Origin of the sequence: Aquisalimonas asiatica, from assembly GCF_900110585.1 — a bacterium.
In the GTDB taxonomy this organism is placed as follows: Bacteria; Pseudomonadota; Gammaproteobacteria; order Nitrococcales; family Aquisalimonadaceae; genus Aquisalimonas; species Aquisalimonas asiatica.
Map to the genome: position 1 here is coordinate 227,454 of NZ_FOEG01000003.1, position 22,357 is coordinate 249,810.

Annotated in this window: 20 protein-coding genes; 7 read left to right on the forward strand and 13 right to left on the reverse strand. The window is 66.1% G+C overall.

The window, feature by feature from the left end; translation table 11 throughout:
* Positions 1–4: 4 nt before the first annotated feature.
* The 4 genes from BMZ02_RS08895 to BMZ02_RS08910 form a co-directional block, all read right to left on the reverse strand.
* The gene (locus tag BMZ02_RS08895; RefSeq protein WP_139209177.1) at positions 5–880 is read right to left on the reverse strand and encodes an HDOD domain-containing protein; all 876 of its coding nucleotides are present in this window, start codon (positions 878–880) and stop codon (positions 5–7) included.
* A complete protein-coding gene (locus BMZ02_RS08900) occupies positions 877–1,197 on the reverse strand; it encodes a hypothetical protein (protein WP_091642432.1) in 321 nt (106 codons plus the stop codon). The genes BMZ02_RS08895 and BMZ02_RS08900 overlap by 4 nt, the downstream gene beginning before the upstream one ends.
* A gap of 302 nt (positions 1,198–1,499) precedes the next feature.
* Positions 1,500–2,849, reverse strand: a complete 1,350-nt coding sequence (mgtE, locus tag BMZ02_RS08905; RefSeq protein ID WP_091642434.1) for a magnesium transporter — start codon at positions 2,847–2,849, stop codon at positions 1,500–1,502.
* An 87-nt stretch (positions 2,850–2,936) separates the two neighbouring features.
* Positions 2,937–3,620, reverse strand: coding sequence for a hypothetical protein (locus tag BMZ02_RS08910; RefSeq protein WP_139209178.1), 684 nt, complete (start codon positions 3,618–3,620; stop codon positions 2,937–2,939).
* A 205-nt stretch (positions 3,621–3,825) separates the two neighbouring features.
* Here BMZ02_RS08910 and BMZ02_RS08915 point away from each other — a divergent pair, with 205 nt between their 5' ends.
* Positions 3,826–5,781 (forward strand): methyl-accepting chemotaxis protein, encoded by a 1,956-nt coding sequence (locus tag BMZ02_RS08915; protein WP_171909870.1) that lies wholly within the window; start codon positions 3,826–3,828, stop codon positions 5,779–5,781.
* 46 nt (positions 5,782–5,827) lie between these two features.
* Positions 5,828–6,427, forward strand: coding sequence for a uracil-DNA glycosylase (locus BMZ02_RS08920; protein WP_245753992.1), 600 nt, complete (start codon positions 5,828–5,830; stop codon positions 6,425–6,427).
* 10 nt (positions 6,428–6,437) lie between these two features.
* Here the strand turns inward: BMZ02_RS08920 and BMZ02_RS08925 are convergent, their stop codons facing one another.
* From BMZ02_RS08925 to uraH, 8 genes are all read right to left on the reverse strand, one after another.
* Positions 6,438–6,641, reverse strand: coding sequence for a hypothetical protein (locus BMZ02_RS08925; protein ID WP_091642442.1), 204 nt, complete (start codon positions 6,639–6,641; stop codon positions 6,438–6,440).
* A gap of 200 nt (positions 6,642–6,841) precedes the next feature.
* Positions 6,842–7,795 (reverse strand): LysR family transcriptional regulator, encoded by a 954-nt coding sequence (locus BMZ02_RS08930; protein ID WP_091642445.1) that lies wholly within the window; start codon positions 7,793–7,795, stop codon positions 6,842–6,844.
* 263 nt (positions 7,796–8,058) lie between these two features.
* A complete protein-coding gene (locus BMZ02_RS08935) occupies positions 8,059–8,553 on the reverse strand; it encodes an ureidoglycolate lyase (RefSeq protein WP_091642448.1) in 495 nt (164 codons plus the stop codon).
* 10 nt (positions 8,554–8,563) lie between these two features.
* Complete coding sequence (gene puuE / locus BMZ02_RS08940) at positions 8,564–9,553, reverse strand: allantoinase PuuE (RefSeq protein WP_091642450.1); 990 nt, start codon at positions 9,551–9,553, stop codon at positions 8,564–8,566.
* A gap of 60 nt (positions 9,554–9,613) precedes the next feature.
* Positions 9,614–10,363, reverse strand: a complete 750-nt coding sequence (locus BMZ02_RS08945; protein WP_245753993.1) for a GntR family transcriptional regulator — start codon at positions 10,361–10,363, stop codon at positions 9,614–9,616.
* A 217-nt stretch (positions 10,364–10,580) separates the two neighbouring features.
* The gene (locus BMZ02_RS08950) at positions 10,581–11,660 is read right to left on the reverse strand and encodes a porin (protein WP_091642452.1); all 1,080 of its coding nucleotides are present in this window, start codon (positions 11,658–11,660) and stop codon (positions 10,581–10,583) included.
* A gap of 198 nt (positions 11,661–11,858) precedes the next feature.
* The gene (locus tag BMZ02_RS08955) at positions 11,859–13,040 is read right to left on the reverse strand and encodes a urate hydroxylase PuuD (protein ID WP_091642455.1); all 1,182 of its coding nucleotides are present in this window, start codon (positions 13,038–13,040) and stop codon (positions 11,859–11,861) included.
* 79 nt (positions 13,041–13,119) lie between these two features.
* A complete protein-coding gene (gene uraH / locus BMZ02_RS08960; RefSeq protein ID WP_091642458.1) occupies positions 13,120–13,473 on the reverse strand; it encodes a hydroxyisourate hydrolase in 354 nt (117 codons plus the stop codon).
* 207 nt (positions 13,474–13,680) lie between these two features.
* Between uraH and uraD the strand changes: the two genes are divergently transcribed.
* Together uraD and BMZ02_RS08970 are read left to right on the forward strand one after the other, a co-directional pair.
* Complete coding sequence (gene uraD, locus BMZ02_RS08965; protein ID WP_091642460.1) at positions 13,681–14,217, forward strand: 2-oxo-4-hydroxy-4-carboxy-5-ureidoimidazoline decarboxylase; 537 nt, start codon at positions 13,681–13,683, stop codon at positions 14,215–14,217.
* A gap of 319 nt (positions 14,218–14,536) precedes the next feature.
* The gene (locus BMZ02_RS08970) at positions 14,537–15,268 is read left to right on the forward strand and encodes an aspartate/glutamate racemase family protein (RefSeq protein ID WP_091642463.1); all 732 of its coding nucleotides are present in this window, start codon (positions 14,537–14,539) and stop codon (positions 15,266–15,268) included.
* Between the two features lie 170 nt (positions 15,269–15,438).
* On the opposite strand, the gene BMZ02_RS08975 is transcribed toward BMZ02_RS08970, so the two are convergent.
* A complete protein-coding gene (locus BMZ02_RS08975; protein ID WP_171909871.1) occupies positions 15,439–16,689 on the reverse strand; it encodes an MFS transporter in 1,251 nt (416 codons plus the stop codon).
* Between the two features lie 275 nt (positions 16,690–16,964).
* Between BMZ02_RS08975 and BMZ02_RS08980 the strand changes: the two genes are divergently transcribed.
* The 3 genes from BMZ02_RS08980 to BMZ02_RS08990 all read left to right on the forward strand — a co-directional run bounded on the left by BMZ02_RS08980 (position 16,965) and on the right by BMZ02_RS08990 (position 22,356).
* Complete coding sequence (locus BMZ02_RS08980; protein ID WP_091642469.1) at positions 16,965–18,398, forward strand: uracil-xanthine permease family protein; 1,434 nt, start codon at positions 16,965–16,967, stop codon at positions 18,396–18,398.
* Positions 18,399–18,523: 125 nt separating this feature from the next.
* The gene (locus BMZ02_RS08985; protein ID WP_091642472.1) at positions 18,524–20,803 is read left to right on the forward strand and encodes an NADP-dependent malic enzyme; all 2,280 of its coding nucleotides are present in this window, start codon (positions 18,524–18,526) and stop codon (positions 20,801–20,803) included.
* Between the two features lie 236 nt (positions 20,804–21,039).
* Complete coding sequence (locus BMZ02_RS08990) at positions 21,040–22,356, forward strand: NCS2 family permease (RefSeq protein ID WP_245753994.1); 1,317 nt, start codon at positions 21,040–21,042, stop codon at positions 22,354–22,356.
* Position 22,357 lies beyond the last annotated feature (1 nt).

Consider the following 22,357-nt stretch of genomic DNA (forward strand, 5'->3'; position numbering starts at 1 on the left):
ACTCTCACGCCGAGACGCAGGCGTCGTGCCCGATCGACAGGCGCACCAGATCGTGCCCGGCGGGGAGCTGGTTGTCCACGTCCTTGAGGACCCGGCGCAGGGCCTTCCAGTTCAGCCCCAGACGCTTCATGGCGCCCTGAGAGAGCATCGGAATGGTATCGTCGCCCGGATCACCGAGCTGCAGCCCACGCGCGAGCACGTCCGCCACGTGCACCATGCGGGTGACGTCGTGGTGGACGTTCGCGGCCTCCGGCGTGTGATGTGAGCACACGGCTTCCACCAGATCCACGGGCAACCCCCAGCGCACGGCAACACTGCCGCCGAACACACAGTGGTCAAAGCCCAGCACTGCCACTTCCGCATCGCGGATCCAGGTGTCGTGCCGTTGCCGATACCGGACCACCCCCTGGAACTCGCGGGGGAAGTAGACATCCAGTACGATCCGGCCCAGGTCGTGCAGCAGGCCGGCGGTGAACGCCTGCTGTTCGTCCTGGCCCAGGTCGGCCGCCAGCGCCCGGGCGATGACGCCAACGCCGACGGAATGCTCCCAGAACGCGTAGCGGTCAAACCACTGATCACCGCCACCGGGCAGCTGGCGCAGTACGGCCGCGGCAATCATGGCCCGCTCCAGGCTCACCCTGGACGTACTCCGGCAGATGGCGCGCATGCCGATTTCGCTACCGGCGGCGCCGAAGAACGGGGTATCGAGAACGGTCAGGACTGCGCGGGAAAAACCCGGATCCTGCTGCAGCGTCTCGGCCAGCCGGTCGCCGCCGACACTGTCGTTGCGAACGGCCGCAAGTGCGGCAGTAACGGTTGCAGGCAAACCCGGCAGCCGACGGAGCGCGCCATCCACGTCCATGCGAAGATGCAAAGTCACTGAGATGCTGCCCCACTCCTGTGGCTGGCGATCAGCGCCCGCAGATGGTTCATGCCGGGAGAGCACCGCCAGTGCCTGAAGAGGTGATTGAGCGCGTCGTCGAGGGAGGCATCGGCCTGCGCGGTGGTACCGGCTGACTCCAACCCCTCCACGGGCACCGTGTCCACGCCGAACAACTGCAGCCGCCGCCGGACACGATCGTCAACCAGGCTGCCAGCCGGCACCAGCACGCCACCCTGCTCGTCATGCAGGTCACGGGCCAGGCGATCACCCTGGGCGAGGGACGTCAACGGTTTGTAAACCACTGTTCCAGTCATGCTCATTGCTCCCGTTCAGACTGCTGGCCACCCGTGAAACGCCCTGCGCCATCTGTTACGTCTATCGCGTATTGGCAGCAAGTGTAGTTGCCGGTCCGGTCCACAAACGTGACGTATTCCACAAGTTCAGCGGCCATGTAAAATCCTCTTGAATCGGATTTTTTTTGCCGCCAAACCAGAGACTTACAGAACACGAAAAAAAGGGAAACCTGTTGCCGTACGGCAACGTACTGCGGTGAAAAAACAACAGCCCGCGGCCGGGCGGCAACCGCGTCGCGGCGACCGCCCGGCAGGGCCGCAAACTACCCTGGAATGGTGAGGAATGCGGTGGCGATGGAGAAGTAGATCAGGATGCCGAAGACGTCCGCGATCGACGTGATCAGCGGCGCACTGGCGGTGGCCGGGTCCAGGTTGAACCGGGCCAGAACGAACGGCAGCAGCATGCCGATCATGCTGCCCATGACCACGACCCCGACCATGGCCAGGGAGACGATCATCGCCAGTTCGGTGCCGCCGCGCCAGACACCGAGCACCGAGACCGCCAGCCCCATGGTCACACCGAGCGCAATGGCGACCCCGAGCTCCTTCCCCCACAGCCGCAGCCAGTCCTTCATGCGCACGTCACCGGTGGCGAGCGCGCGCACCATCATGGTCGCGGACTGGGAGCCGGCGTTGCCGCCGGAGTCCACGATCAGGGGCAGGAAGAACACCAGCGCCACCACCGCCTCGATGGTCTCCTCGAAGTAGGCGATGGCGGTACCGCCGAAGACGTTGGCGAACACCAGCAGCACCAGCCAGCCCACCCGCTTGCGATACAGCAGCGACGGCCGGGCCTCCTTGAGGCTGAGGTTGAGCGCGCCGACACTGGCCATCTTGTGGAAGTCCTCGGTGGCCTCTTCCTCCACCACGTCGATGACGTCATCCACGGTCACGATACCCAGCATCACCCCGGTGTGGTCCACCACGGGGAGCACTTCCAGGTCGTAGTGCTTCATCAGCCGCGCGGCTTCCTCCCGGTCCTCCGACACGAGCACCTTGACCGGGTCATCCTTCATCACTTCCTCGATGCGGCGGTCCGGGCGGCCAAGCACGAAGTCCCGCAGGCGGACCTGCCCCAGCAACGCCCCGCGCACGTCGGTGACGAACACCACGTTGAGCGTCTCCCCCGCCTCGCTGCGGTCGCGAACGTGGTTGAGCGCCTGCTCCACCGTCCAGCCCACGCGCACGGTGACGAACTTGGGCGTCATGATCCGCCCGGCGCTCTCCTCGGGGTAGCCCAGCAGGCGCAGCGCTTCCTTGACGTTCTCCGGTGAGAGCAGCCGCAGCAGCGATTCCAGCTCCTCCGGTTTCTGCCGCTCGAGGATGGCGGTGCGGTCGTCCGGGAGCTGGTGATAGAGAATGAAGCGCCCGTCGGACGGCTCCATCTCCTTCAGCAGGGTGTCCTGCAGACTGGGGGCCATGTAGGCGAATACCGGCGGCTGCCGGTCCCGCGGCAGCCGGAGCAGGAGCACTTTCGCGTCGTCCGGCTCCAGCTCGCTGACGGCCTCTGCGATGTCCTGGACGGCCATCTCCTCAAGATGGCCGTCCAGGGCATCCCAGTGCTCTGACTGGTAGAGCGAAACAAGCTCCTGGATCACTTCCGTCTTGTCCATTCCTGTCCCCTTCTGTCGGGTAGCGGGTTACGCACGGTTGCACACGCACTATCTCAACCATGCGGCAGCGGCATAAAGAAACTCGGCTCAGAACGAAGCTGACAGCCCCACGGTCCACCAGTTCCTGTCCGGATCGCGGCGCTCCCAGCCGTAGCCCACGTCGAGATCCGCCCGATCCGCCAGGTACACCCGCAGGCCGGACTGAATCTCGGTCCGGTCCCGCTGGTCGCCGTGGATCTCCGCGATGGCACTGACCGCCCCGACCAGGGCAACCTCGCCGCCGAACCCCCACGTGGCCACGTCGCGGTTATCCGCGTCACGCTGGTGGGACCAGCCGAGGTTATACCGGAACACGGCGCGCCCGTCGGCCAGAGGGACATCCACCGGGAAGAACAGTTCTGCTTCAGTCACGCGGTCGGTATCCGGATCCATGAAAACGCCCCCGGCAACGGCAACCCCGAGATCACGCTCAGCGGCGTCGGCAAGCGTCCACTTCCCGGCAATGCCCACCAGGTCGTGGTCAGCCCCGTCAACGCGTTCCCGTTCCCCTTCCAGGGCGATCTCGACGCCGGGGTGGACGCCGTAGGCGAGCACGGCGGCGCGGCGGTCGTTGCCGCCGGACTGCCGGCTATACCAGCCTTCCACGTCGACGGTACCGGGAGCTGCCACACCCGTGTCATCCACCACGTAGTGCCCTCCGGCAGCGGACCCGGTGACGGGGACAAGCCCCAGAATGGCCAGCAGCCAGCCGTTGCGCCGTGTTGTGGTCATGCGTCCCCCATCCCGATCCCAACGTCGATGCACAAGCATACCGCGATCTGCAAGCGGCCCGGCCCATCGGAACACCATGACCGAACGTGAACCATTCATCAAAACGGGAACAATATGTCCATTAATTGTATACAGTGCTTGTGGCCATGCTATAGGGTTTCGGCAGACACGGCTCGATGCTCCGAAGCAACGATGGATCAGTGCCATGCGCTTTACCAGCACGCTCACGCAACGCTCAATGACCTGGAAACTGGTGCTCGCGATGGGTGCGGTCATCGTCATTACCGTGGCGATGGCCGTTGCCATGCAGTACCGGCTGTTCGGCACCATGCTGGAAGACCGGGTCACCGATACGGAACTCCCCGCCATCCTCGACAGCGTCAGCAACGACGTGGGACGCCAGCTGGAGGGGCCGCTCGGCGTGGCCCGGGGCATGGCCGAGAACACCTTCATTCGGCAGTGGCTGCGCGACGGCGAACCGGAATCCGGGCGCGAAGCGATCACCGACTACCTGGGCCACCTCCAGGACGACCTGGGCGCGGTGAGCGTCAACATCGCCTCCAAAGAGACCGGGCACTACCTGGAGTCGGAGGGGATTACGCGCCAACTGGAGCGGGGCGACCCGGACCACAGCTGGTTCTATGACTTCATCGACAGCGGGGCGTTTGAACGCCTGAGCATCGATGTGGACCTCAATACCGGCGTATACACCCTCTACGTGAACTACCGCATCGACTTTGACGGCGAGCCCGGCGGCAACGCCTCGGTGGGCTATCGCCTCGACGAGATGACGGATCTGGTCGCCGACACCCGGGTCGGTGACACCGGCCGGGCATTCCTCGTCGACGGCAGCGGCGACGTGTCCGTACACCCCGATGGTCGCGAGGCGTCCGGGATTCCTCTCGCCGAGCAACTGGGCATTTCCGACGCCGATGCCCGCAGCCTGCTCGACGGCGACGGTTTCCGCTCCATCGAGGTGACCGACAGCGCCGGCGAACGGCAGATCATTGCGGCGCGCACCCTGCCGGGCATCGACTGGATGGCGGTGGCGCGCATTCCGGCGTCCGAACTCTACAGCGAACTCAACCAGGCAGTATCGTGGGTCGCCCTCATGGGCGTGGCCATCATCAGCGCCGGCCTGCTTGCCGTGGCGGTTCTGATCCGGCGCATGGTGGGCCCACTCCGGCAGCTGGCGGGGACCCTGCGGCAACTGGGCGGCCAGGGCGGTGATCTGCGCACGCGGCTGGATGACAGCCGCACGGACGAGATCGGCGACCTGGCGCGCGGGTTCAACGCCTTTGTCGCGGACCTGCAGGGCATCGTCGACCGGGTGGCACAACGCAGTGACGATCTGCAACAGGCCGTCGCCACCGTGTCGGACCAGATCAATCAGGCCGCAGACCACGCCGCCCGGCAGGCTGAGCAGACCAACGAAGTGGCCACGGCGGTCAACGAAATGGGCAGTACGGTCCAGGAGATCGCCCGCAACACCAGTGAGGTGGCGCAGCTGGCCACGGAGACCAACCAAACCGGCGAGCAGGGACGACAGACCGTCGCCGAGAACGTGGCGTCCATTCAGGCACTCTCCAGCACCATGCAGGACGCCGGTCAGGCCATGAACGGGCTCGCCACCGAGGTGGACTCCATCACCACCGTGCTGGACGCCATCAGCGGCATCTCCGAGCAGACCAATCTGCTGGCTCTGAACGCGGCCATCGAAGCAGCCCGCGCCGGTGATCAGGGCCGCGGCTTCGCGGTCGTCGCCGACGAGGTCCGCACCCTGGCCCGGCGCACCCAGGAATCCACCGGGGAGATCCGTGGCACCATCGAGCGCCTGCAGTCCAGCGCCAAGTCGGTGTCACGCTCCATGGACGACGGCCACACCATGACCACGCGCTGCGTGGACCAGAGCGAGCGCAGCGGGGAAGCACTCAGGCAGATCGGCGACCGCGTGGGCACCATCAACGACATGACCCACCAGGTGGCATCGGCAACGGAAGAGCAGACCTCCGCCACGGAAGAGATCAACCGCACCATTACCAGCATTGCGGATCTGGGGCGCCGCACCAGCACCGTCAGCGAGACGTGCCGCAGCGAGTGCGAACGCATGCAGGCCCTGGCATCGGAACTGGAGCAACTGATGCGGCGGTTCCGGACATGACCCGCGGACGGGGTAGCGGTCGCCGTCAACCGCGGCAGGCGCTATCATGGCGCCCATGACAGGCACCAGCCCCGAACACTGCACGGCCTGCGGCCTGTGCGAGACACGGACACAGGTCGTGCTGCCCGACGGCCCGGCCCACGGCCTGCTGGCCGTGGGCGAGGCGCCCGGACATCAGGAAGACGTCACCGGGGTGGGCTTTGCCGGCAGCGCCGGGCGCACACTGGACCGGGTTCTCGCGGAACACGGCCTCGGCCGCGATGCCTACGCACGCACCAATATCGTACGCTGCCGCCCGCCGGACAACCGCCGACCTCGCCGCGCCGAAATCGATGCCTGCAGCCCCTGGCTCACGGACACGCTGCGGACGTTCACGCCCGGCGTGCTGCTGGCCGTGGGCCACACCGCCACGAAACATCTGCTGCCGCACTGGAAGGACAATCACCTGGGCCGCATACGCGCGCTGCTGGCACAGCAGCCTTCCGCGGACGCACTGCCGTGCTACCAGGGGGTGCCGGTGGTGCCCATGCCTCATACGTCGGGGCTGTCGTGGAACCAGAAGCAGCCGGACGGCACACCGGTCAGCCACCTGGGCCGGTCGGCGGTGGCACTGGCGGTGACACTCGCCTCCCGGTCCGGGCGCTGAGTCCGGGGTATCAGACCGCCGCGCCGTAGAGTTCCCACGGAAAGGTGCGATCGCTCAGCACGGCGCCGCTCGCGGTGGTGAACCGCGCGGCGATGGCTGCACCGCTTTCGTCATCCGCATCAAACGCCTGGCGCGGCGGTGTCCGGGGGGCGTCCTGTTCGGGGAGTTTCATGCCCCACATTTCGGGCTGGAAAAAGCCGTTTACGAAGCTCATATCGATACCTCCTTTCATCGACGGCGTACCGTTTGCCAATACGTGTCGAAGGGTGTTGATGCGATCCACATCAAATGGCCCTTTTGGGGCCTTTCCGTGTCTCCTCCGAATCCGGTGAAGACAGGAACAAAGATACCGATGACCAACCTTTTCGGAAACGGCCTTTATCGAAAATCATTTATGCCGAAAAGGGTAAAAGGTTAGTAACTCTGCACGACTGCGGTCGGGTTACTGATGCGGGACTGCTCCTGCTCCCAGGGCGGCACCGGCTTGAATTCCTCCACAAGAAAATCCACGAACGCACGAATCTTGCGGGCCAGATGCCGCCCCTGGGGAAACAGCACGTAATAGGATGAATTCTCCTGCACGTAATCCGGCAGCACCTGAACCAACCGACCACTGCGGATGTCCGGCGCCACCAGCCAGGTGGACAGGCGCGCCACCCCGACACCGGCCAGTGCGGCCTCGTACAGGGCGCTGGCGGTGCTGGCGCGGAAGTTGCCGTCCACATGGATACGGCGCGGACGTCCATCCTCGCCGTCGAAATCCCAGTCGTTGAAACTGGAGACGTGGTAGAGGGTGAGGCAGTTGTGATCCTCCAGGTCCTCCGGGCTCGAGGGCAGCCCACGGCGCTCGATGTAGTCAGGCGACGCCACGATGACGCGGCGGTTCACCGCCAATTGACGGACCACCAGCGACGGGTCGTCCACCTGCTCCTGGAGCATGATGGCCACGTCGACGCCCTCTTCAAGCATGTTCACCGGGCGGTCCGTGAGCTCCAGCTCGATGTTGACGTCCGGATTCTCGCGCAGGAACCGGTTGATGCGCGGCAGCACCTGAACGCGCGCAAACGCCGCGGTGGCGGTCACCCGCAGCGTGCCGCGCACTTCGCCCTGGAGCGACCCCACCACCTCCTCCGCCTCCTGGATGGAGGCCATGATCTCCGAACAGCGCGTGTAGAAATCGCGCCCCACCTCGGTAAGACTGATACGCCGGGTGGTGCGATTGAACAGGCGGGCACCGAGCCGGTCTTCCAGGCGTCGAATCTGCTTGCTGACCGCGGACGGTGTCATGTGAAGATCCCGCGCAGCCGCCGAGAAGCTTCCCTGCTCGACGCAGCGGACGAAGATCATCATTTCCGATGACTGGTCCATGAACTTCTCCTCCAGATTTATTCTCTCAGTTCACGCCATTTTTTCTATGGTCGCTATTCCTGGCGCACTTCCGGCAATGCTAATCTGGGCCCATGCAATCGAGGCGAGAAACAGGACGAGTTCCGCCACGTAATTTTCTCGCTCCTGACAACAGGCTTCAACATCGCGGGCGTCAACGCGCCGCGATGCCTCCCCCTGCTTCGCCCGATGGCGAAGCACTCTTCAAGAGCCCACCCGGGCTCTTTTTTTTGCCCGGGACCGCGTCAATCGGACACGGTCATGGGACAGGGAAGATCCCGCTCGTCACAATTATTGCCGTCTCCGGCACGGTCCACCACCAGGAAATCGCCAACGCGGTCCAGCGCCAGCATGGGATGATGCCACACGCCAGCGTGGAAATTGACACCCTGCTGGCCGTTGGTCACGAACGCGCGAACATCCTCGGCGCGGATGCACTCTCCCGCCGGCGCCACCACCACCACGAATCGATCGCCATTGATGGGCATGAATGCCTGACTGCCCTGGGGGTGGCGCTCCAGTAGCTCGAGACTGATGGGAAAGCGATAGGGCTGGCTGCGGAAGATGCTGATGATCGGCCGCGCGTTGTCGCCGAGGATCTGCACCTGCGCCTGGTCGTGATAGCGCTGCGTGTTGCCTCCATTGATGGGAAAGGACTCCACGCGGTCATCCACCTGGATGACGTCGCCAAACGGCGCGAACGCCTCCCGGGTCAGTGGTGCAGCGGTGAGCGTCAGCATGCCAGCCTCCTCAACTGCCGGATTCCACGGCCCTGGCCGCGTTGTCGGCGGCAGCACCGGCAGTGCCCGCATGGGGATGCACGGAGGCCCAGTGGCGGGCGATGTCGACCCGGCGACTGACCCAGACCCGGTCGTGGGCTTCGACATGATCCAGGAACCGCTGCAACGCCCGGAAGCGTCCGGGCCGGCCGATCAGCCGCGGATGCAGGCCGATGGAGAGCATTTTCGGCGCTTCGGCGCCCTCGTCGTAGAGCACGTCGAAGGCGTCGCGGATATAGCTGAAGAACTGGTCGCCGGAGTTGAAACCCTGGTTGGTGGCGAAACGCATGTCGTTGGTATCCAGGGTATAGGGCACCACCAGATGCGGCTTGCGCTCACCCGCGCTGGTCTCGACTTCGGTCCAGAACGGCAGGTCGTCGCCGTAGTAGTCGGAATCGTAGAGAAAGCTGCCGTTCTCCACCACCAGCCGGCGGGTGTTGGGGCTGTCGCGCCCGGTGTACCAGCCCAGGGGTGTCTCGCCGGTGAGCCGGCGCAGGGCCTCGATGCCGCGCTCCATGTGGGCGCGCTCCGTGGCCTCGTCCATGTCCTGGTAGTGGATCCAGCGCCAGCCGTGGCAGGCGATCTCGTGGCCCAGTTTGACGCAGGCGTCCGCCACTTCGGGGTTGCGCTCCAGGGCCATGCCTACACCGAACAGGGTCAGCGGCAGGTTACGCCGCTCGAACTCCCGCAACACCCGCCACACGCCGACCCGGGAGCCATACTCGTAAATGGACTCCATGCTCATGTGGCGGTCGGCGTAGGGCTGCGCGCCGATGATCTCGGAGAGGAAGATCTCGGAGTAAGGGTCGCCATGGAGCACGTTGCTCTCGCCCCCCTCCTCGTAGTTCAGCACGAACTGCACGGCCACACGGGCCTGCCCGGGCCACTGGGCGTGGGGCGGGTTACCGGCGTACCCGCGCATGTCGCGCGGGTAGGTGTCGCTGTTGCTCGCGTTGGCCATGCCTGTCTTCTCCTCCTGCGCGTTCAAGCGGTCGCCGCCGCAGGCCCCGGGCAACGGTCGTCAGCCGTCTCCGGCGCCACTTTGCGCACGCCGCTGGAAAATCGATTTGAAATCCGGTGTGCCCTCGCTGCCGCTCTCGAACCGCAGCGAGCGCTCAATGTGTTCAAGATGGCCGGCCATCCACTTGCGGGCCTTGTCCTTTTCCCCGGCCTCCAGAAGATCCAGCACTTCGCCATGATCACCGCAGTCGCAGCCGATGCTGTCGGTGGAGCCATACACGGCGATCACCAGCGACGAGCGCAGGGCGAGCTGGCCGATGAACTCGCTCATGGGCTCGTTGCGCGCCACCCGCGACAGCCGCGTGTGAAAGGCTGCCGAGAGCTGAATGGCCTGGCGCTGCTCGCCCCGACCCTGGGCGTGGCGCTCGTCACGCACCAGCTGGCGCAGCTCGGCCAGGTCTTCTTCCGTCATGTTGTCGGCCACGGCGTCCATGAGCGCACACTCGACCATGCGCCGGGCACCGAAGACGTCCCGGGCCTCCCCCGGCGACGGCCGCGCGACGCTGGCACCGCGGTTCGCCTGGATGGTCACCAGGCGCTCCAGTGCCAGCCGCTGCAGCACCTTGCGGATGCCGGTGCGGCTGACATCGAACGCCTCCGCCAGCGCGTCTTCCGGCAGGCGGTCACCGGGCGACAGACGATGCTCAACGATCGCCTCGCTCATGGCGCGGTAGATCTCCTCGTCGCGCCGGCTGTCCCGTGACTTTGCTTTGCGGCGATTGCCCATGGCGGTGATATTGTCTCTGGACATGGTGGCCTCCCTTGTAACACCTTGTCTGGCTGCCCGATTTCCTCCCGCGAGGATACCCGGACTACTCACTGAAGTATACTTAACATGTATACAATACACCAGTTAAACACCAGGGCCACCGTGTCGCCTCGCGGTGCGCCAGGCACCTGTTCGCCCGGCGGTGAGCGCACGGGGCGCGGCGGAAACGACGCCGCGCCCCGTACCGTCAGGCGCCGCGTCAGAAGCGCAGCTGCATGCCCGCCCCCACGTTGTGACCCTCGTCATCGATGTCGTCGATGTCATCCATGAAATAGGTGGCGTAGGCGGTGGCCATGTCACCCACCGGCAGCTCGTAGCCTACGGCCCAGGTGTTGCGGTCGCCGCCGTCGTTGACTTCTCCGTCACCAGGCTCCTCACCCCCACCACCAAGGCGCGAGCCGTCAGAGAACGCGTAAGAGGCAAGCACCTGCCCCGGCCCGGCGTCCACACTGACGCCAGCGGTGACCGTGTTCATGGAGAAGTCGTCCGTGTCCAGGTCATTGTCGATGTGCTGGTACTGCCCGTAGAGCTGGAAGGTGCCGAAGTCGTACATGCCACCAAGCAGTGCAGCGTACTGCGTGCCGCCCTCACCTGAAGAGTTGAAGTCCAGGCCGTAATCAATGGCATGGGCCGCTGCCGTGCCGGTGAAACCGCCATCGCGATACACCAGGTTGGCGCCGACCCGATCATCACCCCGGGAGTCACTCTCCTCGTCCCCGAAGCCGTACATCACGGTGAAGGTCATGCCGTTCACGGTCGGTGCCGTGTACTGGACGGTGTCGCTCCAGCCCGAGTCGCCAACCAGGTGTGCAAACTCGGGGCCACCCGCGTAGGTGTGGTAGTTGGCCGGGGAGAACTCGAACGAGCCGCCGAACGGGTTGGTGAACGCCATGGGCAGGAACAACGGCGCGGTCACGCGGCCGCCGCGCACCGTGCCGTACTCCGTCTCCACGCCGACGTTGGCGTTGCGGGCGAAAAAGACGTCGCCGTCGAACCGGCCCTGCTCGGCGGAGTCGGGGCGGAAGAAGGCTTCCAGGTCACCCACCACGGCCACGTTGTCGTTGACCTGGTGCCGGGCGGAGATGCCCCAGTAGGAGGTGTCCTTGCCGCCCGCGCTGAGTTTGCCGGTCCAGCGGTCTTCATCCAGCGGGTTCTGGGCACCACCGTAAACGTCGATGATGCCGTGGACCTCCACTTCCGTGTCGGCCTTGGCCATGCCCGCGGCCAGCACCAGCGCCGCGGCGCCGGAGTAGCGAACCAGTGTGTTTGTTGTCGTCATTGTGTGCTCCTCCCGAAGTCTCTCGTTGTGGTGTGCCCGGTTCGCCGCACGGCGGCGGGTGTTGCCGCCATGTTTTGCGAACCGCAATGGTATTCGATCATGTATACAACTTTGGGCGCAATACTTAACGACACTCGGTTGCGATGCATCGCACCATGGTCCCGGGGCGTACGCACTACCCGCCCCGGCACGGGCCACTTACTGCTCCTGAAGATCCCGGTACCAGCGCTCCACCTTGGCGCGCTCCTCTTCACTCATGTCGGTGGGGTTGCCGGGAGGCATGCTGTGGTTACCCACGGCCCGCGCGATGCTGCGGGCCTGGCGCTCCAGGTCCTCCTCGTCCTCGAAGGCAATACCACCGCTCGAGGCATCGACTGCATGGCAGGCCAGGCAATGATTCTCGGCGATCTCCCACACCACGTCGGTCTCCACCGGCCCGTCCACTTCGACGCTGTCGTCGGTATCCGGCGCGGTACGCTGCTCGGGCATGGTGAGGAAGAACGCGCCCAGCAACAGGACGAAGCCGACCGGCAGAATCCAGACCTTCTTCTCCGGCAGGTGGCGCACGTTGAAGTAGTGCCGGATGGCCACGCCGCCCGCCATGATCAGCGCCAGCACCACCCAGTTCCACTCGTGGGCGTAGGTGCCCGGGTAGTGGTTGCTGATCATGATGAACAACACCGGCAGGGTGAGGTAGTTGTTGTGCCGCGAGCGGGTCAGGCCGGCTTTGCCCTTGGCCCCGTCCGGCGCCCGCCCCTCCTTCATGGCATCCACCAGGTCGCGCTGGTTGGGGATGATGACGAAGAAGACGTTGGCCACCATGATGGTGCCGATGGCCGCACCCACGTGGATGAACGCGCCACGGCCGCCGTAGATCTGCGTCATGGCGAAGCTGAGCAGCACCAGCAACACGGCGATCACACCCGCCAGTAGCGCCGGCCGGTCCCCCAGCGGCGACTTGCAGAGCTGATCGTAGACAACCCACGACAACACCAGCGTGGCGATACCGATGCCGATGGCCACCGGCACGCTCAGGTCAGCGACGCGGCTGTCGATGAGATAGGACTCGGCGCCCATGTAGTAGACCAGCACCAGCAGCACGAAGCCGGAGACCCAGGTCATGTAGGCTTCCCACTTGAACCAGTGCAGTGTCTCGGGGAGCTTGTCCGGGGCGACCTTGAACTTCTCCAGGTAGTAGAACCCGCCTCCGTGCACGGCCCAGAGATGGCCGGCGATATTGTCGCGATTGCGCTGCGCGGCCCGGTCCAGATGGTTCTCGAGCCAGTTGAAGTAGAACGAGGCACCGATCCAGGCGATGCCGGTGATGAAGTGCGCCCAGCGAACCAGCAGTTCCAGCCAGGTATGAATATGGCTTTCCATTCTCTCTCCTCCACCCGGGGCCGCGGGCCGGCACCGGCAGCCCCGGGCGGGCCGTCCGGCGACGGAGCGCGGATGCGGGTCAGCTGCCCCGGTACGTGCTGTAGCTGTAGGGGGACACCAGAAGCGGAACGTGGTAGTGCTCGCCGGGACTGGCGATGCCGAAGCGCACGACCACGTCATCAAGGAATGCCGGCTCGGGCAGCTCCACACCGCGGGCGCGGAAGTAGGCGCCGGCGTGGAACTCCAGCTCGTACTGCCCGGCGGTGAAGGCCTCGCCTTCCAGCACCGGGGCATCGCTGCGGCCGTCGGCGTTGGTGGTCACCGTCTTGAGGTGCTGCCGCTCGCCCGCGCTGATGCGGTAGACGTCGATCCGCATGTTGGCGCCCGGGGCCCCGTGGGCGGTGTCGAGTACGTGTGTTGTCAGGCGTCCCATAACGTTCTCTCCGAGATCGTTGGCAAAAGTGACAGAGGCCAATATATCCACGTTTGTATCCAATCGCAATATACAATCGATACTGCACCGCACCGGGGCGTGGCGCCCCATCGCGGCGCACGAGCCAGGGCATGGCACTTGATACAATGTACACAGTTACGTATACATACATTCAGACACATGACGCAGACAGCGAGGACGCAGACCATGGCCACGGACTCCACCCCCTTCCCGACGCCGCCGCGCGATCTGGACTACGACACGTTCATGGAGCGCTTTGCCGGTGTGTACGAACACACCCCCTGGATCGCGCAGGCACTCTGGCAGCGGGGCCTGGATGACCGCCACGACACGGTGGACGGGCTTGCCAGCGCCATGGCCGAGATGCTCGACGAGGCCGCGGACGCCGACAAGCTGAAACTGCTGCGCGCCCACCCGGAGCTGGCCGGCAAGGCCGCCGTGCGCAAGGAGCTCACCGAGGAATCCACGGGCGAGCAGGCCGGCGCGGGGCTCGATGAGTGCACGGAAGAGGAATTCCAGCGGTTCATGACGCTCAACGAGCAGTACAACGCGCGCTTCGGCTTTCCCTTCATCATGGCCGTGAAGGGCTACCACCGCACGGACATCCTGGCGGCGTTCGAGCAGCGGGTGAACAATGACCAGGACACGGAGTTCCGCACCGCCGTGGACCAGGTGAACCGCATCGCCCGCCTGCGGCTGCAGGCGATTGCCGAGGAAGGGTAAGCTGAGGCGGAGGCGTCGACCCACAAGTGACGATCGGCTCGCCCAGAGCCGGAGAGGTCGCCACAGGTGCCGGTCGGGTGCGCCGGTCACGGACCGTCCGCGGCCTGGACGATTCGGCTGTTCGGGCTTCGATCCGGGGGGGCCGATCGGGTACGCCGGTCACGGACACGCTGTGAACCCATCCATGGGCGCTTGACCGCGGCCGTCCGGGCCGCGGACAGTCCGTGACCGGCGTACCCGATCGGCACCGGGGGCACAGGAGGCACATGTGCGACATCTCAGTCACCGCCGACACGCTCGCTTAGAGGGAACACCAGCCATGCGCATCCAGGTCATCAACCCGAACACCAGCGCCCACATGACCGATGCCATCGGCGATGCGGCGCGCGCGGTGGCCGGTCCCGGCACGGAGATCCTGGCCGTGAACCCCGCCGACGGGCCGCCCTCCATCGAGGGGCACTACGACGAGGCCATGGCCGTGCCGGGCATGCTGGCGAAGGTGCACGACGGGGAACAGGCCGGCGTCGACGGCCACGTGATCGCCTGCTTCGGCGACCCCGGACTCATGGCGGCCCGTGAGGTTGCGGCCGGCCCGGTCATCGGCATTGCCGAGGCGGCCATGCACATGGCCAGCCTGATCGCGCCGCGGTTCGCCGTGGTCACCACCCTGGATCGCACCCGCATCATTGCCGCCCACCTGGCGGAGCAATACGGCATGGCGCGGCACTGCTGCGCCATCCGCGCCACCGAGATTGCCGTGCTGGAGCTGGATGATCCCGCCTCCGACGCCCGCGCCCGCATCACCGCCGAGTGTCGCGCCGCCATCGAGCAGGACCGGGCCGAGGCGCTGGTGCTGGGCTGCGCCGGTATGGCGGATCTGCCGCGGGCACTGTCTGATGAGCTGGGCGTGCCGGTGATCGATGGCGTGGGCGCCGCCGTCAAGCTGGTGGAGAGTCTGGTGGGCATGGGGCTTGGGACCAGCAAGGCGGGGGATCTGGCGTACCCGGTGGCGAAGACGTATACGGGCGATCTTGGGCGGTTTTCGCCTTAGAGCCGGGATGGATGGTGGACCTGAAGGTCCACCCTACGTGGGGCGCGGCGTCGGGTGGGGCCTGGATGCGACCGGGTTGGTGGACCTGAAGGTCCACCCTACGGTCAACGGTCACCGCGGTGTTGCGGGTGGGCCGTAGGGTGGATGTTTACATCCACCGATACCGATGCCTACGGATGCCGATACGCGGCGGCGGCGCGGCGACGCCGGGCGGGGGTCATGCCCCAGTAGCAGGCGACGGCCACCACCTGCAGTGCAATCAGCAGCGCCCAGATCCCCACGTGGGCCTCCTCCGGCGTCCTGCCCGCCGCCTGTCCCAGATCCAGCAGCCACCCGTAGGCCGCCTGCAGCAGGAACGTACCCAGGAACACGCCCAGGGTGTAGGTGGTGCTGAGACGCCCCAACATGGACCCGGGGAACGTGCGCGCGAACACGGCATACAGCACCATGCCCGAACCACCGGTGACACCGAACAGGAACCAGGTCGCCTGGGTCACCGCCTCACCCTGCAACAGCACCCACGTCTGGACGAGCGGAAACAGCGACATGGCGATACCGGCGGTCACCGCCACCTCAATGCGGAAGCGCAGCATCCAGCTCGCCAGCGCGCCGAGCCCCACCCCGCCGAAGATCAGGGCGACGCCCACCACCGACACGCTCATGGCCGCTTCACCACGGCTGTAGTCCATGGTCTGGCGCAGAAACGGCATCAGCCACAGGGTCTGCATGGCCAGGAACATGGACTGATTGAGAATACCCAGAGGCAGGATCGACCAGTAGCGCGGGTCGGCCATATAGCCGAAGAGACCCGGCCCGTCCGCACTCTCCTGCCCCGCCGGCGTCCTTGGCGGCTCGGGCACCAGCAGCCAGAGCAGCACCGTCAGCACCAGGGCGATGGCACCCAGCACGCCCATGATCTGCCGCCAGTCCAGCACATACAGAAGCGCATCCAGCGGCGTCCCCACCAGGACGACACCGAGACTCCCCACGGAGGCGAGCAGCCCGTTGAACAGCGGCACCTGCGCCGCCGGGAAGACCTCGGCGATGGCCTTGTAGCCGGCGGTCAGGCTGGCAGCCAGACCGATTCCCAGCAGCACGCGCCCGGTCATGAGCCCCGCCAGCCCCGCCGCCAGGGCGAAGACCGCTGCGCCCACGGCCGCGACAATCAGCAACAGACTCTGGGTGCGGCGGGGGCCAATCCGGTCAAGGAGGTAGCCGACCAGGGGCTGGACCAGCGCGAACGCCAGAAAGAAGCTGGCGGTGACCGCCCCCACTGCCGCGGACTCCAGCCCGAACCCGCTGGCCAGCTTCTCCTCGAAGGCGACGTTGACCCCGCGAAGGACGTAGGACAGCAGGAATCCCGCCGCGAACAACGCGAACACCAGATACCGGCGGGGATGCGCGGCGCGCCCCGTTGTCACGAGCCCCCCACCCTGGTGGACGCCCGGTTCCGGGCTGGTTGTAACGGCGTCGTATACATTGACATCCCTTCCTGCTCTGCATGAATAGTGGCGTTTCCATGCGGTCAGCCGCAACCCCGTGGACCGGCTCGGGGCCGTCCGGCGTGCCCTGGACAGGAGCACGGAAGGGGTTGCATGTGTACTCAACTTTGTTAAATTTCTAGATACTATTTTGTATACAGTTTGCGAAAGCCGGCATGCCGACCGGTGACACAACAATGCCAGGAGGAGACGTCATGCCTGACCAGGACGAGACGCAGCACCGGTCCGACAGCACCACCGCCGACCCCGCCACGGAGCAGGTTCGCGACCCGGACGTAACCCCACCGCTCAGCAAAGCCATTCCCCTCGGCCTGCAGCACGTCATGGCGATGTTCGCCGGCAACGTGACCCCACCCATCATCATCGCCGGCGTCATCGGCGCCACTACCGGCGAGACGGTGTTCCTGATTCAGGTGGCGCTGTTCGTCGCCGGTGTCTGCACCCTGCTGCAGACCCTGGGTGCCGGCCCCATCGGCGCACGCCTGCCCATCGTGCAGGGCACCAGCTTCGGGTTCATGCCGGTGGCCCTGCCAATGGCCAGCACCTTCGGCTTGCCCACCGTCCTCGGGGCGGCCTTCATCGCGGGGCTGTTCCAGATCGGCCTGGGGGCCATTCTCAAGAAAATACGCCACTGGTTCTCACCCGTGGTCACCGGCATTGTCGTGCTGCTGATCGGTATTTCGCTCATGCCGGTGGGCCTCAACTATGCCGCGGGTGGCGGTGACGGCTCGGCATCCGACTACGCCTCTCCGGCCAACCTGGGCATGGCGCTGTTCGTGCTGGTGGTCACCGTCATCGTGCACCAGTACGGCAAGGGCATTTTCAAGGCGGCATCCGTTCTGGTCGGTCTGGCCGTGGGGTATGTCACCGCCATCGCCCTGGGCATGGTGGACTTCTCCCCGGTGGCCGAGGCGAGCTGGTTCGCCCTGCCCCAGCCCTTCGTCTACGGCATGCAGTTCGAGCTGGCGGCCATCGTCGGCATGGTGCTGATCATGTTCGTGGTGGGGCTGGAGACCATTGGCAACATCACGGCCATCACCGTGGGCGGTGCCGGCCGGCAGCCCAAGGGGCGCGAGCTATCCGGCGGCGTGATGGCGGACGGCGCCGCCACGTCGTTCGCCGCAATCTTCAACACCCTGCCGAACACGGCCTTCGCCCAGAATGTGGGCCTGGTGACCCTCACCGGCGTTGTCAGCCGCCACGTGGTCACCATCGGCGGCCTGTTCCTGATCGCCCTGGGGCTCGTTCCCAAGCTTGGCGGGGTGGTCTCGGCCATGCCGGAACCGGTGCTGGGCGGTGCGGCCGTGGTGATGTTCGGCATGATCGCCTCCGCGGGCCTGAAGATCCTGCAGCGCTGCGAACTGGACCAGCGCAACCTGCTCATCATCGCGGTCGCCATCGGCCTCGGCGTCGGCCTCCCGGCCACCGAGGAGATCGCCGACACGCTGCCCGGCCAGGTGGGCGTGCTGCTGAAGTCCGGGCTCGTGCCGGCCGCCATCGCCGCCCTGTTCCTGGATGCGGTGCTGCCCCGGGCCAAGGGGCAGGGGTATGAAGCACCGGAGGCGGAGCAGGCATCGGACGACGACGCCCCGGCCGACGATGCACCCGCCGGTAGCGAAAACCGCTGATCCGCCAACGCGCCCGGCGCCTGCGCGCCGGGTGAACTCCCCTTGATCCACGATCCGCACGGCGCGCCTCAAGCGTGCCGTGCGGGCAACCGTATGCAACACCCGCCTGAACAGGGAGACCGAACATGTCCGACCAACTGCGTGACAGCGCGATCGAATACCACCGCCAGCCCCGCCCCGGAAAGCTGGAGGTCACCCCCACCAAACCCCTCGCCACCCAGCGGGACCTGGCGCTGGCCTACTCCCCGGGGGTGGCGTCGGCGTGCGAACTGATCGTGGAGGACGCCAGGGAAGCGGCATCTGTCACCGCCCGGGGCAACCTGGTCGGTGTGGTCAGTAACGGCACCGCGGTGCTCGGGCTGGGCAACATCGGCCCGCTGGCCTCCAAGCCGGTGATGGAGGGCAAGGGCGTGCTGTTCAAGAAGTTCTCCGGCATCGATGTGTTCGACGTGGAAGTGGACGAAGCCGACCCCGACCGGCTGGTGGACATCATCGCCAGCCTGGAGCCCACCTTTGGCGGCATCAACCTGGAAGACATCAAGTCGCCGGAGTGCTTCGAGGTGGAAGAGCGCCTGAAGGAGCGCATGAACATCCCGGTGTTCCACGACGATCAGCACGGCACCGCCATCATTACCGCCGCCGCCGTGCGCAACGGGCTGCGCCTGGTGGAAAAGGACGTCGGCGAGGTCAAGCTGGTGTGCTCCGGCGCCGGCGCGGCCGCCGTGGCCTGCCTGGAGTTGCTGGTGGGCATGGGTATCCGGCAGGACAACATACTGATGCTGGACTCCCGCGGTGTCGTGCACACGGGCCGCGAGGGCCTGCACCCGCGGCAGCGGGCGTTCGCCAGGGACGTGGACGCGCGCACCCTGGCCGAGGCGATTCCGGATGCGGACATCTTCCTGGGGCTGTCGGCACCGGGCGTGCTGAGCCGGGAGATGGTCGCCGGCATGGCCCGTGACCCGCTGATTCTGGCCATGTCCAACCCGATCCCGGAGATCCTGCCGGAAGACGCCCAGGCCGAGCGGCCGGACTGCATCATGGCCACGGGTCGCTCCGACTACCCGAACCAGGTCAACAACGTCCTGTGCTTCCCGTTCATCTTCCGCGGCGCCCTGGACGTGGGTGCGACCACCATCAACGAAGCCATGAAACTGGCCTGTGTCGAGGCCATCGCCGATCTGGCCATGGAGGAGTCGTCCGACATCGTCGCCAACGCCTACGGCGATACCAGTCTGCACTTCGGCCCGGACTACCTGATCCCGAAGCCCTTCGACCCGCGCCTGATCGTCCGGGTCGCTCCGGCCGTGGCCCGCGCCGCCATGGAAACCGGTGTCGCGGCGCGGCCGATTACCGACTTCAACGCCTACCGGCGCCAGCTGAATACCTTCGTGTTCCGTTCCGGCCTGGTGATGAAGCCGGTACTGGAGCAGGCGCGCCAGAAGCCGCGGCGGATCGTGTACGCCGAAGGCGAGCAGGACCGCGTGCTGCGCGCGGTGCAGGTGGTCGTGGACGACGGTCTGGGCGAGCCCATCCTGGTGGGGCGACGCAAGGTGGTGGAGATGCGCATCGAGCGCCTGGGCCTGCGCCTGAAGATGGACAAGGACTTCGAGCTGGTGGATCCGGAGGACGACCCGCGCTACCGGGACTACTGGACCCTCTACCACGGCATCATGGAGCGCAACGGCGTCACCCCCGACCAGGCCCGCACCATCGTGCGCACCCGCAACACGGTGATTGCCGCGCTCATGGTCCGCCGCAATGAGGCCGACGCCATGATCAGCGGCGTGGTCGGGCGCTACCACCAGCACCTCTACCACATCGAATCGGTGCTCGGCCGGCAGGCGGGCTGCAACAACATTGCCGCCATGAACGCGCTGATCCTGCGCAAGGGGACGTTCTTCCTCTGCGACACCTACGTGAACAGCAACCCCGGCGCCGAGCAGATCGCGGAGATGGCCGTGCTGGCGGCGGAAGAAGTCCAGCGTTTCGGCATGACACCGAAGCTCGCCCTGCTGTCCCACTCCAGCTTCGGCTCCTCCGACGCCGACTCCGCGGACAAGATGCGCACGGCGCTGTCGCTGATCCGGGAGCGGGCCCCGGCCCTGGAGGTGGAAGGCGAAATGCACGGTGATGCGGCGCTCTCGGAGGAGATCCGCGAACGCATCTTCCCCAACTCCACACTCAAGGGCACGGCCAATCTGCTGATCCTGCCCACGCTGGACGCGGCGAACATCGCCTTCAATCTGCTCAAGGGCGCCAGCGACGGCGTCTCCATCGGGCCGATCCTGCTGGGCGCCGCCGAGCCGGCGCATATCCTCACGCCGTCGGTGACCGTGCGGGGCATCATCAACATGAGCGCCGTCGCCTGCGTCGAGGCCGGAATGCGCGACGCCGCACCTGCCTGACATCCAGCTCCCCCCGCCTCGCCGGGCGGGGGTCGAGTCGCCCGATGCTGGTGCGGATGCACCAGGATGCGGCACCATCCCCGTGCTCCCGGGCCGCCCCCTCCCGCGCAATCGCTGGCTGAAGCTGAGCGTCAGTTTGTGAACGATCGTGGCCCGATTTGTGCACACAGGAAGTCGGTACAGCGTCTGGCTACACTCAGGGCCGGGGGCATGATCCACACACTGCGGGGGCACACATGAATCAATGGCTGGATAAACAGTTCGGTTTCACGGAACAGGGCAGCAACTGGCGCCAGGAGACGGTGGCGGGGGTCACCACATTCCTGGCCATGGCCTACATCCTCTTCGTCAACGCATCCATCCTGTCGGTCGCCGGTATGGACTCGGGCGCGGTATTCGTCGCCACCGCCCTGTCCGCGGCACTGGCGTGCATCATCATGGGCCTGTGGGCCAACTATCCCATCGCGCTGGCACCCGGTATGGGGCTGAACGCGTTTTTTGTATACACCGTTGTACTGGGAATGGACGTTCCGTGGGAAACCGCGCTGGCCGGGGTGCTGGTCTCCGGCATCCTCTTCCTGATCCTGACCCTCAGCAAGGTGCGGGAGAAGATGATCAACGCCATCCCGCTGCAGCTGAAGATGGCGGCGGGCGCGGGCATCGGGCTGTTCATCGCCTTCATCGGCCTGCAGAACGCCGAGATCGTGGTGGAGTACGAAGCAACGCTGGTCACTCTCGGCGATCTCGGTGAACCGGCGCCGTTGCTCGCCATTGCCGGGGTCATCATTACCGCCGCGCTCCTGGTCCGCCGCCTGAACGGCGCGGTGTTCTACGGCATTATCATCACCTCGGTCCTCGGCATGCTCATCGGCTTCGTAGCACCGCCCGAAGCCATCGTGGACTCGATCCCGAGCCTTGCGCCCACCTTCGGCGTGGCCATCGTTCACCTGCCGGATATTCTGCTGGCACCGGAGCTCTGGCTGGTGGTGTTCACCTTCCTGTTCGTGGACATCTTCGACACCGCCGGCACGCTGATGGCGGTGGCGAACCAGGCGGGCTTCATCAAGGACAACAAGCTGCCGCGGGCCAGCCGCGCCATGGGCGCCGACTCCACGGCCACGGTGGTGGGCGCGGTGCTCGGCACCTCCACCACCACGGCCTATATCGAGTCGGCGGCGGGCGTGTCAGCAGGCGGACGCACCGGGTTCACCTCGCTGGTGGTGGCGGCGCTGTTCCTGATCAGCCTGTTCTTCTCGCCGCTGCTGGAGATTTTCCTGGAGCACCCGGAGCTCACGGCCCCGGCACTGATCATCGTCGGCGTGCTCATGGCATCCGCGCTGGGCAATATCGACTGGAAGGCGCCGGAGTTCGCCATCCCGGCGTTCGTGACCGTGGTCGCCATGCCGCTGACGTTCAGCATTGCCACCGGGCTTGCCATGGGCTTCGTGCTCTACCCGATCACCATGATCTGCTGCGGGCGCGCGAAAGAAGTGCACCCGCTGGTGTACGTGCTGTCGGTGGTCTGCCTGATCTACTTCATCTGGGGCGCCTGAG